This is a genomic window from Oribacterium sp. KHPX15 (genome assembly GCF_900107835.1).
GTDB lineage: Bacteria > Bacillota > Clostridia > Lachnospirales > Lachnospiraceae > Oribacterium.
In genome coordinates this window covers 101,756-114,105 of the sequence record NZ_FNRG01000002.1, presented here as the reverse complement: position 1 = coordinate 114,105, position 12,350 = coordinate 101,756, and the positions used below count along the sequence as shown (strand labels likewise).

Annotated in this window: 11 protein-coding genes and 1 pseudogene; all 12 read right to left on the bottom strand. The window is 43.5% G+C overall.

The genetic code is table 11. The features are described 5' to 3' along the window. Window positions 1–124: 124 nt before the first annotated feature. The 12 genes and pseudogenes from BLV86_RS01895 to BLV86_RS01845 all read right to left on the bottom strand — a co-directional run bounded on the left by BLV86_RS01895 (window position 125) and on the right by BLV86_RS01845 (window position 12,313). Window positions 125–1,528, bottom strand: a complete 1,404-nt coding sequence (locus BLV86_RS01895) for an oxaloacetate decarboxylase subunit alpha (protein WP_031548461.1) — start codon at window positions 1,526–1,528, stop codon at window positions 125–127. 14 nt (window positions 1,529–1,542) lie between these two features. Beyond that, window positions 1,543–2,691: a sodium ion-translocating decarboxylase subunit beta gene (locus BLV86_RS01890; RefSeq protein ID WP_031548463.1), complete on the bottom strand. Its 1,149-nt coding sequence runs from the start codon at window positions 2,689–2,691 to the stop codon at window positions 1,543–1,545. A gap of 57 nt (window positions 2,692–2,748) precedes the next feature. After that, window positions 2,749–3,117 (bottom strand): biotin/lipoyl-containing protein, encoded by a 369-nt coding sequence (locus BLV86_RS01885; protein WP_090814935.1) that lies wholly within the window; start codon window positions 3,115–3,117, stop codon window positions 2,749–2,751. Between the two features lie 38 nt (window positions 3,118–3,155). Further along, window positions 3,156–3,491, bottom strand: a complete 336-nt coding sequence (locus tag BLV86_RS18585; protein WP_242873215.1) for an acyl-CoA carboxylase biotin carboxyl carrier protein subunit — start codon at window positions 3,489–3,491, stop codon at window positions 3,156–3,158. Between the two features lie 108 nt (window positions 3,492–3,599). Continuing rightward, window positions 3,600–3,860 (bottom strand): annotated as a pseudogene (locus BLV86_RS18580) (OadG family protein); the annotation flags it as partial. A 464-nt stretch (window positions 3,861–4,324) separates the two neighbouring features. Continuing rightward, window positions 4,325–5,683: a carboxyl transferase domain-containing protein gene (locus BLV86_RS01875; protein WP_090814933.1), complete on the bottom strand. Its 1,359-nt coding sequence runs from the start codon at window positions 5,681–5,683 to the stop codon at window positions 4,325–4,327. 333 nt (window positions 5,684–6,016) lie between these two features. Continuing rightward, the gene (locus BLV86_RS01870) at window positions 6,017–7,405 is read right to left on the bottom strand and encodes an RsmF rRNA methyltransferase first C-terminal domain-containing protein (protein WP_090814932.1); all 1,389 of its coding nucleotides are present in this window, start codon (window positions 7,403–7,405) and stop codon (window positions 6,017–6,019) included. A 73-nt stretch (window positions 7,406–7,478) separates the two neighbouring features. Beyond that, the gene (locus BLV86_RS01865) at window positions 7,479–7,937 is read right to left on the bottom strand and encodes a DUF6465 family protein (RefSeq protein ID WP_049962234.1); all 459 of its coding nucleotides are present in this window, start codon (window positions 7,935–7,937) and stop codon (window positions 7,479–7,481) included. Window positions 7,938–8,041: 104 nt separating this feature from the next. Next, complete coding sequence (locus BLV86_RS01860) at window positions 8,042–9,355, bottom strand: O-antigen polymerase (protein WP_031548474.1); 1,314 nt, start codon at window positions 9,353–9,355, stop codon at window positions 8,042–8,044. A 2-nt stretch (window positions 9,356–9,357) separates the two neighbouring features. After that, on the bottom strand, window positions 9,358–10,614 hold the full coding sequence (locus BLV86_RS01855; protein ID WP_090814931.1) for a CdaR family protein: 1,257 nt from the start codon (window positions 10,612–10,614) through the stop codon (window positions 9,358–9,360). Then, window positions 10,611–11,471 carry a diadenylate cyclase CdaA gene (gene cdaA / locus BLV86_RS01850; RefSeq protein ID WP_031548478.1) on the bottom strand — a complete coding sequence of 287 codons (861 nt, stop codon included), beginning with the start codon at window positions 11,469–11,471 and terminating at the stop codon, window positions 10,611–10,613. The genes BLV86_RS01855 and cdaA overlap by 4 nt, the downstream gene beginning before the upstream one ends. Continuing rightward, on the bottom strand, window positions 11,471–12,313 hold the full coding sequence (locus BLV86_RS01845; protein ID WP_139297867.1) for a hypothetical protein: 843 nt from the start codon (window positions 12,311–12,313) through the stop codon (window positions 11,471–11,473). Before BLV86_RS01845 ends, cdaA begins: the two co-directional genes overlap by 1 nt. Window positions 12,314–12,350: the final 37 nt, after the last annotated feature.

Below are 12,350 nucleotides of genomic sequence, written 5' to 3'. Positions count from 1 at the left end.
GATTTAGAATCGAATATTTCCGGAGATTTGGAATCGAATATTTCCTGGGATTTGGAATGTGAAAAAACTTAAAGGCGGCGCCGGTAAACCGGCACCGCCTTTAAAAAGGATAAATCAGTCTCTATTAAACTGGATACGCCTTATTGGCTTTGTCAGCTGCTGTTGCAGCAACACCTGTACGCTGAGCATTTCTGTACTCGAAGAAATCCTTAGCTACAGCAGGGAACAGAGCGTATGAAAGAACATCTTCCTTGGTAGGATTCTCAACATACTGCTTTGTTTCCTCGGTATACTTCTCCATCTGAGGCTCGATATGATCTGCAGGACGGTCTGTCATCTGAGCTTCGCCCTTAAGGATCTTCTTAACAACCTCGGGATCCATAGGCTTAACTGTACGTCCGAACTCTCCGGCTACGAGCTTATGTGACTCCTTAGGAACCATCTTATATCTCTCGCCCATAAGAACGTTCATAACAGCCTGGGTTCCAACAATCTGTGAAGAAGGTGTAACGAGAGGCGGCTCACCAAAGTCTTTACGAACTCTTGGAACTTCCTCAAGAACCTCTGTAAGCTGATCGTCCTTGCCTGCCTGGTGAAGCTGTGAAATAAGGTTACTGAGCATACCGCCCGGTACCTGATATCTAAGGGTGTTAACATTAACACCGAGAACCTTTGTTGAAAGAAGACCTGACTTCAGGCACTCCTCACGATATGGCTCGAAATAGTTGGAAACATCGATGAGCTTGTTAACATCAAGACCTGTATCATACTCTGTTCCTTCAAAAGCCTTAACCATAACGTCTGTTGAAGGCTGTGAAGTACCGAGAGCAAAAGGTGTAGATGCTGTATCGATGATGTCAGCACCTGCCTCAACGCACTTAAGGTAAGTCATTGATGCCATACCTGATGTGTAGTGGGTGTGGATCTCGATAGGAAGCTTTGTTCCTCTCTTAAGAGCCTTTACAAGGTCATAACCTGCCTGTGGAAGAAGGAGTCCTGCCATATCCTTGATACAAAGGGAATCTGCACCAAGACTCTCAACGTCGTTTGCAAGCTTCTCCCAGTAATCAAGAGTATATGCATCACCGAGAGTATAGCAAAGAGCAATCTGAGCATGACCACCCTCTCTCTTGGTAGCCTTAACAGCTGTCTCAAGGTTACGGATATCGTTAAGACAGTCGAATATACGGATAACATCGATACCGTTTGCGATGGATCTCTCTACAAAGTTGTCAACAACGTCATCGGCATAATGATTGTATCCGAGAATGTTCTGACCTCTGAAAAGCATCTGAAGCTTTGTGTTCTTCATATGCTTTTTGATCATTCTGAGTCTCTCCCAGGGATCTTCCTTGAGGAAACGGAGGCATGAGTCAAATGTAGCTCCGCCCCAACACTCTACAGCGTTATAACCAACCTGATCCATCTTATCAAGGATCGGCTCCATTTCTGAACTCGGCATACGAGTTGCGATTAATGACTGATGCGCATCACGCAGCACAGTCTCTGTGATTTTTACTTTAGCCATTTTATCTCCTCTATTTACTTAACACCGTAAACGGCCATAAATGTACCGGCTGCAACGGCAGTACCGATAACTCCGGCTACGTTAGGACCCATAGCCTGCATGAGCAGGAAGTTTGTAGGATCAGTTTCTGAAGCAACCTTCTGTGAAACTCTGGCAGCCATAGGAACGGCTGAAACACCGGCGGAACCGATGAGCGGGTTGATCTTCTTTCCGGAAAGAACGTACATGAGTTTTCCGATGAGAACACCGGCAGCTGTACCAAATGCAAATGCTATAAGACCGAGAGCTACGATCTTTAAGGTATCAACATTAAGGAAAGCCTCTGCTGACGTTGCACCACCTACAGATGTTCCAAGCATGATAACAACGATGTACATCATGGCGTTTGATGCAGTCTCTGTAAGCTGTTTAACAACACCGCACTCCTTGAAAAGGTTACCAAGCATAAGCATACCAACAAGTGGTGCTGTTGTAGGAAGAAGGAGACAAACTACTACTGTAACAACGATCGGGAAAAGGATTCTCTCGAGCTTTGAAACAGGACGGAGTGTAGGCATCTTTACCTTTCTCTCCTCTTCTGTTGTAAGAGCCTTCATGATAGGAGGCTGGATGATAGGAACCAGTGACATGTAGGAGTAAGCTGCTACTGCGATAGGTCCTAAAAGTGATGTCTGTCCAAGCTTATTGCAAAGGAAAATAGATGTAGGACCGTCGGCTCCACCGATGATGGAGATGGCTGCGGCAGCAGCACCGTTGAATCCCATAAAAATAGCCATGAAATAAGCTGAATAAATACCAAACTGAGCAGCAGCACCGAGAAGGAATGTTATCGGGTTTGCTATCAGCGGTGAGAAGTCTGTCTGGGCACCTACACCCATGAAGATAAGTGAAGGAAGGATCGCCCACTCATCAAGATGGAAGAAGTACCAAAGAAGTCCACCTGTTCCGTTAATGGATTTCTCCGGAGACATCATGATGTCCGGATAAATATTAACAAGCAGCATACCGAAAGCGATAGGAACCAGAAGAAGCGGCTCAAATCCTTTGGCAATGGCAAGATACAGGAAAACAAATGCGACGAAGATCATCAGGATGTTTCCCCATGTCATGCTTACGAAAGCTGTCTGCTGGAGCAGGTTTGAAAATGTTTGTAATGCGTTCATATTTTATTTATCCTCCAGTACAGCGAATCAAATCAACAAAAGCAAATCAACCGTTAATTAGTTAAGAGTTGCAAGAGTTGCACCTGACTCTACTGCATCACCAACAGAAACGTTGATGGAAGCAATTGTACCGTCCTGAGGAGCAACGATCTCGTTCTCCATCTTCATAGCCTCGAGAACAAGGATAGCCTCACCGGACTTAACAGCCTCGCCGGCATTCTTCTTAACAGCAAGGATCTTTCCGGGCATAGGAGCCTCAACCTTTACTGAACCCTGAGCGCCTGATGCTGCAGGAGCAGCTGCAGGTGCGGGAGCTGCTGCGGGAGCGGGAGCAGCGGCAGCTACAGGAGCAGCAGCACCGTTGCCGCCCTCTTCTACTGTTACGTCATAAGCGACGCCGTTTACTGTAATAGTATATTTCTTCATTTTAAATACCTCTCAATAAATAAGGGCAATCGCCCGTGTTAATCTAAAGTTGCAAGAGTTGCACCGGATTCCACTGCATCACCAACAGAAACATTGATGGAAGCAATTGTACCATCCTGAGGAGCAACGATTTCGTTTTCCATCTTCATGGCCTCGAGAATAAGGATAGCCTCACCGGACTTGACAGCCTCGCCGGCATTCTTCTTAACAGCAAGAATCTTGCCTGGCATAGGAGCTTCAACCTTTATCGAACCCTGAGCGCCTGATGCAGCAGGAGCAGCCTTAGGTGCGGGAGCTGCAACAGGAGCTGCAGGAGCAATTGATGTTACCACCGGTGAAGCTGCAGGAGCTGCTTCTGTTGAAGCTGAAACCATGCAGCGGTTTCTTAATGGACGTACACGTAAATTGTTATTAAGTGCAGGACCGGGTACGAAACCGTTATTGTCTGAAACTGAGCCCTCTGTGTCAGCCTCATATGCTGCGATTGCTGCTGCAATAACTGCCTGAATTGTATCATCACTGGCTGCGGCCGCCGGAGCTGCCTGAGGAGCCGGAGCTGCCTTTACTGCAGGGGCTTCCTGAGCTGCAGGAGCTGCTGCTTTATTCTTTGCCTCTTTGCTCTCCTTCATCTTCTTCTCAAATACACCGATGTACTTGAAAAGTGAGATGATCCATGCAATGAAAATGAGAACTGCAAATACGGTTCCCATACCAACAATGAGGTTGCCTGCGGCATCAGCCATGAGTTCAGGCATTTCATAGTGCGGCTCAAAGGTCATCTCTGATATTGCACCTGTCATCTCGTTGATACCAAGGGTGAGCTTAAGGGGTCTCTTTTCAAATGTTGAATCTATTTCGATTCGGTAGCCATCTTCTGTTTTTGAAGCTTCGGCACTGTCCACACTTACAAAGGAACCAAGACGATCCATGCTGTTTATATAGTTTGTAAGACCGTTGTATTTAATGGAGTCCTTTGTCTTAAATGCAGTATCGATCTGTCTCTGAATATCTTCCGCGGGAAGCTTATAGATACTCTGTTCTGCATACTGCATTGCCTGCTGCTCAAGTGCTGACTTGATAGTCGGGTCAATGGACTCAACTGTCTTGTTGTCTGAACTTCCGCAAGCGGCAAGTGTGATAACGGAAAGTACAAGAGCTAAACAGAGAGCAGCTTTTCTAAACCACTGTTTCATTCTGTCTCCTCTCATCAAACTGTTCCGTTTTTCTTGTTTGGTCTGTAAACGCTCTTCCATCCGAGCATCTGAAGAGAAGCTGCGATTCTCTGTCTTGTCTCCTGGGGATCGATGATCTCGTCTACATATCCTCTCTTGGCTGCGGCAAGTGCGGTGTTCTCTTCTGCAAACTTCTTTGCAAGTTCTGCATCACCGTCAGCTACAACCTTTGCAGCCTGATCTGCATCCATGACACCAATCTTTGAGTTATTGAATGCATATACAATATCTGCACCGAGAGCCTTGGCACCGAATGTAAGACCTGCTGTGCCAAGAGCATTCTTAACAACTGTGATAACAGGAACATCAGCATTGCTGTAAGCATAAGCAAGCTTTGCAGCTGCTGTAGGCATATGCTTCTCTGTGCATTCACAGTTGCAGTAGCCTGTTACATCAACTACTGAAATTACAGGAAGGTCGAAGGCATTGGCAAAAGATACAAGTCTTGCTGCCTTATCTGCACCCTTCCAGGTAAGCTTCTGGCTCTTGTTTGCAACGATTGCAACAGTCTCCCCGCCGATCTGAGCGAAACCTGTTACAACATCCTTTGAGTATCCCTTCTTTGTCTCAAGGAAGATACCGTTATCTGCAAGCTGCTTAACAGCTTCATCAGCGTCAAGTGTGTCAAATGAAAGAACAGCACGGTTAAGATCGTCTGTGCTCTCATCAAGAACTCCGCCATCTGTATTATTACCTGGTAATACAGCCACTAACTTACGAATCTGAGCGAATACCTCATCTTCTGTGCCGTCGAAATCAACAAGTCCGAATTCCTCGCGCTTTGCAGCCTTTGCGATCTCGTCATCCTTGTTTCCGATAACGGCGTCAGGTGCATTGACATATGCCTTTGCCTTTGTGTTCTCCATAAGAACATAATCGGAAAGTCCTGCGAGAACTGTAAGTCCGCCGCCGCAGTTTCCGAAAATAGCTGTGATCTGAGGAATCTGACCACTTGCGAGTGTCTGCTTCTTATAGATGCGTCCGAGACCAAACAAAGAGTCGTTAGCCTCCTCAAGTCTGACACCTGAGCAATCTACAAGAGCGATTACAGGAGCCTGATTTTTCATCGCCATTGAGTAAATGTTGGCGATCTTTCTGGCATGCATCTCTCCGATTGAACCGCCGAGAACTGCGGAGTCCTGTGCATAAACATACACAAGGTTACCGTCAATTGTTCCGTAGCCGGTTACAACACCATCGGAAGGTGCTTTCTTTTCAGCAAGGTTGAAATCTGTTGATCTTGCCTCAACAAGACGGCCGACTTCAACGAAGCTGAACTCATCGAGCAGTGACTGAATTCTTGTCAGAGCTGATGATGTTGACTGATTATCCATGTTTTATCCTCCATTTCATATATAAACAAAGGGCATAGTACACCCCGGTTTATGTCTCATATATTGTAATCTATAGATATGCAATATTCAACATGATTTTAAGTTATATTATACGTAACCTCAAAATAAGGACAGCCGATTTTTGTTGAAATTACTGGGGTTTTTGAAATGCATAGGAAAGAGCTATATACACTATTCTGATTTCCAATCATGCATAAAGATGGTTTTTTTGATATTGGTGTCTGAGGCATCAACTGTGAGTTTGTAAAAACACATCTCCCGGCATAACGGATCACCCTGTAAGGAATAAAAAACGGACCTTGACCGGTCCGTTTAAGTAAATCTGAGTCCTTTAGGATAGTGATTTTTTATTTGACTGTTGACGAGCTTCCCGAGGCCGAGAGCTATTCCGTCACAAGCCACAATGACCCATCCTTTTCCTGATATTCCCTCCGGTGCCGGAATCTGAAGACCTTTCAGATACTGTTCTGTTTCGGATGCATCTGAACTATAGTTGCAGACAGATAATTCATAATTATTCAATTCTTCGGGATCGTAAATGTTTATGGCGTGAGTCAGGGCATGTTCTGGCTCAATGCGTTTCCCGAGGTCTGAGGCTTTGAGAATTCCTGATCTGAAGGTTCGAAGTCCTTTCAGGTCAGGCATAAAGGATGGAATCAGATAGATCTGGTCCTTTTGCTTTACTTCCTTATAATTCATAGCAGAAATGCTGTTTCCCGGAATATGTGCTGATGCATCATTCGATGAAGCATCGTTTTCAAAAGGATCTTTTCCGGCTTTTCTGAAAACGGCAATGTAGTGCCCTTCTCCTTTTTCAAGGTGGGGCCATACGCGTTTTTCAAAAACAAGCTCCATATCTTCATGCTCTTTAAGGATGAAATTTCTGATATCCTCATCCTCTTCTTTTTCAAAGGTACAGGTTGAATAACATAGCTTCCCTCCGGCAGAGAGCATCCTGTAAGCATTGGAAACAATCTCCTTCTGGCGCTCGGCGCAAAGCCTGACATTTTCCGGAGACCATTCTTTTATCGCGGTTTCATCTTTTCTGAACATGCCCTCGCCGGAACAAGGTGCATCAACAATGATTCTCGTAAAATATTCCGGAAAATGATCGGCCAGTCTTCCTGTATCCTCATTTGTAACAGCTGCATTTGTTATGCCCATTCGTTCAATATTTGAACTCAGAGTCTTTGCCCTTAATGCCACATATTCGTTTGATAAAAGAAATCCTCCGAGCTCCGGTGAAAGCATATCAGCTGCCTGAGTTGATTTTCCACCGGGACTTGCGCAAAGATCGGCGACTCTGTCGAAGGGGCGGATATCGAGATGTGCAACCGCCTGCATGGCTTCTGTACCCTGAATGTAATATAAACCGGCTTCATGATAAGGATGCTTTCCGGGACGGATACCTTTTTTAAGAAGGTATTCCTCGTCCATATAGAATTCGCGGTAATATTTTTTCTCTTTGTGGATGATGTAACTGGCGTCTTTCAGGGGTTCCAGGTTCCATTCTTCCACAAGACGATCATAAGTGATCCTGGTGGGTGAACAGGAGCTCTCATTGGCTATGAGTTTTTTAAGGTTTAGACGCAGTCCCCGTATCGGAGGAGCATCGTAGCTTTGGATGAAAGCCTCATACTGGTCAGTCTCCTGAAGCAGCTGCTTCATTCTGTTTAAAAATTCCTGTGGCAATGTTATCATAGGCACCCCGTGAAATATAGAAAAAACGGTACACCCTCAGTGCACCGTTTCCTGCTGACTAAATAAAAAATGATTAAAGATCGATTCTGTAATCAGAACTTCCAACACCGTCAATTGTGTAGTATGCAGCAGATTCTGCAACATTAACATACACATCTACAGACTGTACGTCAGCCTTGATGGCCTTTGCAGCGGCAATGGCATCAGCCTGGAGCTTGGAAGGCTCATAATCTCTGTCATTGATCTGTAATGTAATATATGTTGAGACCTCAGCATTTGCTGCAGCAGGCTTCTTTTCGACAGGCTTCTTTGCAGCTGTCTTTGCAGGAGCCTTTGTCTCAGCCTTTGGTTCTGCTTTTTTAGCTTCAGGCTTCTTTGCAGCTTCTTTCTTTTCTGTAGTTTTAGCAGTTTCGGTTTTTGCTGCAGGTTTTTTTGATGTTTCCTTTACTGTTGCAGCAGCCTTTTTGATTTCAGCGAAGGATTCCTTGAGTGCTTCATCCTTTGCGGCTGTCGTCTTTGAATTCTTCTCCATACCTTTATCTCCCCGTTTTTAAAAATTCGAATAATACAATATTCTTAGAAAAAATCGTATAATTCCGTGTTTCCTTAGCATTATATTTCTGTGATTTCGCTTTGTCAACAAAAGCGGTCTGAAATGTGGTAAGCCAAATAAAACAAAACACTGAACCCTAGGTAAAACCAGGTGGCCGGATTTGAAAACCAGGTTGTAAAGAAAGAGAAAGAGAAATAAAAAGCAAGCTCAGCATATATAAGTCTTGAAAACGGATTATCATCTTTGGCATGCGCATAAAGGATAAATCCGGTGATGAGACCTATGATGATTGCAAAAATAATAATGCCTATGATTCCGAAATCGTACCAGGCGTCATAAAGCAGAGTTACGGTTGTGAGTTCTTCCTTATTGGTGAATAAAGGAAATGCCATGTCCAGTGACGGAAAAAGAAATTTCAGTCCGGTCAGGGTGATCACCGGGTACAGCATTTTAATACCCCTTGAATGAACGGTAAGCTCCTGAGTCATTACATTAAAATTGTCATAGTTATTGGCTATATACATGTAGGGCTGGGTTATAAATATCGGAGTGTGGGGATCCTTCATTTCGAATATCCCGTTAAGATACTCCACGGAATGTGCCCTTTCTATGGTGATGATCACATATACGAGTATAAGTAATATGCCAAGTATAAGAATTTGCCAAAGCTTGTATTTCTTTCCGGAAACCGTTGTGACAAAAATGGCAAGGATCGCTGCAAACATAAACTGGAATCTTGAGACCAGAAGAATACAAAGGATCAATGGTGCCAAAAGACCTATTACGGAGGTGATATCCGGAAGTAATGACAGCTTGTGTCTTTGGTCAATGTAAAGCATCGTTACACCCGGAATCAAAATAGCCAGGGTTGTGAAATAATGAATCCCTTTAAGATGGAAATAACTGTAGGCATGGGGAGTGTCTACTGTGAACAGAGGAATAAACTGCAGTTTCCATGCTTCGAAAAAGAAGCAAGCCCAGGATAAAAGTGTTACAGACAGAATTATAGTTTTAAATATGAAGAGTTTGCTTACCCTTAATTCGATTGAGGATCCTGTTTTGAAAAAATGCTTTTGATAAAGCAAATGCTCCGTATATTTTGATATGAAATAAAAAATTGGATAAAAAATAAAAAAGGATCCCCAGGTAGAAAGCGTCCAGTCTGTAGACAGATTACTTAATTGCAGACGGGCAATACCCTCGCCTCCCAAAAGTCCCAGAGCCATAAGACCTCTGAGGTTTAGAAGTTCATTTGAGAAAAGCTTTTCCCTTAGATAAATAAATACAGCAATACCTATAAGAAAAGCTGCAGATAGAGCGGATAAACCCGCTCTACCTGTAATGAAGCTCAGTATATAGGCTGCTGTATAAATGATAAGTACTTTAATTTCATCCATAATTAATTATGAGAACCTTCTCTTGCGGTCTCTTCAGGAGATAGTTCTGTTTCGTCGGATGGACTGCTCTCTTCCGGCTTTGTTTCCCCGTTATGAACCACTCTTTCGTTTTCGCTATGGCTTTCTTCAATTCCGGAAGACGACTCAGGCGCGTCAACTGATTCGGATTCGTTATGCTCGGAAGATTCCTCTGTCTGGTGTGTCGGTTCTTCGGATTCGGGTACCGGAGGTGCCGGATTATCCGGGTTTGACGGGTTCGGAGAAGGCGCAGGCGCAGGATTTCCGTGATTATCATTAACATCAGGAAGTTTCTCTATACGTACAAGAACATTGATCTGAGGATCCTGATCTTTCGCCAACTCAACACCTGCAGGAAGGATCTGTGACAGGTCAAAGGATACGGACACACTATCCCGTGCTTCGTTAATGTCTATCTCCGGCAGTTGGAAAACAGTCATGGAGTCTATCACTCCGGGTAATGAAGACAGAGCCACACTATCGGGAGATACGGTTGTTGATTCATACTGATATCCTGCGGCAGGAGTTCCTGTAACAGATGAAAGAAGGTTTATATTTTTTTCTTTATGTACTGTGACGGAGTAATCGATATTCTCTTCGTTGCTGGTCACACCCTGAAGATTGGTCAGTTTGTTTCCATTGGCATCATAGTATACAAGCTGGGCTATACCGTCCTGGTTTGCGGATATGCCCGTCACATCCAGTTCTATGCCGACTGCAGATATACGTCCTATCTCTGATTCTTTGCCGGTTATATATACGGACTCCGGACTGGAAGCGATATTAACTACACGATATCCGGATTTTGGATCACCGGTAGTGGTGTATTTGATATCGAATTTCTTTTTCTGTATGTTTTCCAGAGTTATCTTAACAACAGAAGGACGTATCTGAACGTTGTCTATTATTGATTCTTTACCATTAAGTACTTCGTAGTAAACGGGTACAGAACCGGTGATGCTGTAATCCGACAGGCTTATATAGGCGCGGAAATCGGAGCTCGAGATGGATGATCTCATATCTGTTCTTACATTATAAGAAACGGTTACACTTGTCCTGTCAGCAACCCAGGTTTTGAAATCAGAATCAAAGGCATCCTGGTTTAATACTTCTAAAGTAACGGTTCTGGAGTCGTTGATTTCCGGCTTTGAAACATTTACAACCAACACCCATATAACAAATGCAAGAAAGAGACTTAATGCTTTAAGAGAAAAGTTTTCGGTGAAAAAACGTTTGATCATACTTTGTGCTCCTTTCTTGTATTGCGGAAGAAAGGAAAACGATTTGAAGCCGTATCGTTATCGGATTCGTCTTTTTGTACAGGCAGCATTGCTCTTAATGCCTCTGCATCATTTGCACGCTTTAAAACACCGTTAACGGCTACCGAAACACGACCGGTTTCTTCTGAAACCACAACAGTTATGGCATCTGAAGATTCGGAAATGCCGAGGGCTGCCCTGTGTCTGGTGCCATAATCCTTTGAAATTTCTGTTTCAGATAATGGCAGGTAACAGGTCGCGGATATTACCCTGTCTCCCACAACAACTACAGCACCATCGTGAAGCGGCGTGTTCTTCTCGAAAATATTGATAAGCAGTGCAGCCGTAACGAGACCGTTGATGCGTATTCCGGTGGCGGCTATTTCATTCAGTGGTTGCTTTTGCTGTATAACAATAAGTGCACCGGTTTTCTTCTTTGCCATTTCAAAAGTTGCAACAATGATTTCGTTTATTGTATTTATGCCGGAATCTTCAATGTTACTTCCGGGGAATAAGCTTGTGAAAAAGTTGCGGGTTCCCAGCTGTTCAAGGGCTTTTCTGAGCTCGGGTTGAAAAATTACAACAGCGGCGATGATAAATACAGTGGAGATCCTTTCAATCAACCACATTATTGTCGAAAGCTGCATCGCCCACGCTATAACGATGAAGGCACCGATGACAGCGAGTCCTTTTAACAGTGCAAAGGCACGGGTATTCTTGATCCAAAGCAAAAATTCATAGACTATGACGGCCAGGATCACGATCTCAACGATATTAGGCAGATAAAATGGCGGAAGCAGGCTAAACCAGCTTCTCAGTTTTGGAAAAATATCTGGCATCAATTCTCATCCTCATCTAATGATTTTAATTTAGGGATTGCTTTTACATAGTAAATATAATCGTCATCTTCAAAGCGAAGACGTTCTGTTCGCTGATAATCAACTGCATGAAATGCAAAAACGTATAATAGAGAAATCAGGCAGGAAATAAAAAGTCCCGGCAAAATTCCCAAAAATGAAAATTCCAGTTCAAAATGCATATAACCGCATACAGAAACTATGATGATTGATATGACTCCGGCGATGACGGCAACTATCCAATTGGACTCGAAAGATATTTGACTTATGATAAACACTATTACAATGCAAAATGCAAAAGCAGCCATAGTGATGATGATCTCTTTATCTTTAAACAGATTGCCGAATAATCCGGCATATGCCGTTGCCATAGCGGTTATGTCACTGCCTATGGCAGCTTTTGATAGTGATGAATTAACAGAAATATATTCTATTAAATAGTATAACATAACTCCGATGGATACAGGCACGGTTGACATAAGACCTAATGACAATCCTGCAATTATCGGAATTACATATGGGATATGAATGTAAAAAAATAGCGGAACAAGGGCTATAAGGATGGCATTACCGGCTCTGAAAGTTGATTGAATAAGGGCAGCCAACAGTAAGACTATGCCTGCAACCAGAAATATTTCCAGAGATCCTGCGTAAGCATTACCAAGGATCAGCATACCGAAAAAGACAGGAATACAAGTCCATGGTAAAAACGAACAGAGAATAGAAGCTGCGATACAAATAAGCGGATTTGAAAGCATGTCGCTGTAGCCTATATTGCTGTTCACTGTGAAAAAGCAAAGAAAGGCAGTAACAGCCTTGATCACAGGTAAGATCCAAAAATCATTTTCTGTATAAAATTTT

What these genes read in the sequence shown, in the direction of transcription:
- BLV86_RS01895 (WP_031548461.1), bottom strand. Translation starts at nt 1,528, where the DNA reads ATGGCTAAAGTAAAAATCACAGAGACTGTGCTGCGTGATGCGCATCAG.
- BLV86_RS01890 (WP_031548463.1), bottom strand. Translation starts at nt 2,691, where the DNA reads ATGAACGCATTACAAACATTTTCAAACCTGCTCCAGCAGACAGCTTTC.
- BLV86_RS01885 (WP_090814935.1), bottom strand. Translation starts at nt 3,117, where the DNA reads ATGAAGAAATATACTATTACAGTAAACGGCGTCGCTTATGACGTAACA.
- BLV86_RS18585 (WP_242873215.1), bottom strand. Translation starts at nt 3,491, where the DNA reads ATGGTTTCAGCTTCAACAGAAGCAGCTCCTGCAGCTTCACCGGTGGTA.
- BLV86_RS01875 (WP_090814933.1), bottom strand. Translation starts at nt 5,683, where the DNA reads ATGGATAATCAGTCAACATCATCAGCTCTGACAAGAATTCAGTCACTG.
- BLV86_RS01870 (WP_090814932.1), bottom strand. Translation starts at nt 7,405, where the DNA reads ATGATAACATTGCCACAGGAATTTTTAAACAGAATGAAGCAGCTGCTT.
- BLV86_RS01865 (WP_049962234.1), bottom strand. Translation starts at nt 7,937, where the DNA reads ATGGAGAAGAATTCAAAGACGACAGCCGCAAAGGATGAAGCACTCAAG.
- BLV86_RS01860 (WP_031548474.1), bottom strand. Translation starts at nt 9,355, where the DNA reads ATGGATGAAATTAAAGTACTTATCATTTATACAGCAGCCTATATACTG.
- BLV86_RS01855 (WP_090814931.1), bottom strand. Translation starts at nt 10,614, where the DNA reads ATGATCAAACGTTTTTTCACCGAAAACTTTTCTCTTAAAGCATTAAGT.
- cdaA (WP_031548478.1), bottom strand. Translation starts at nt 11,471, where the DNA reads ATGCCAGATATTTTTCCAAAACTGAGAAGCTGGTTTAGCCTGCTTCCG.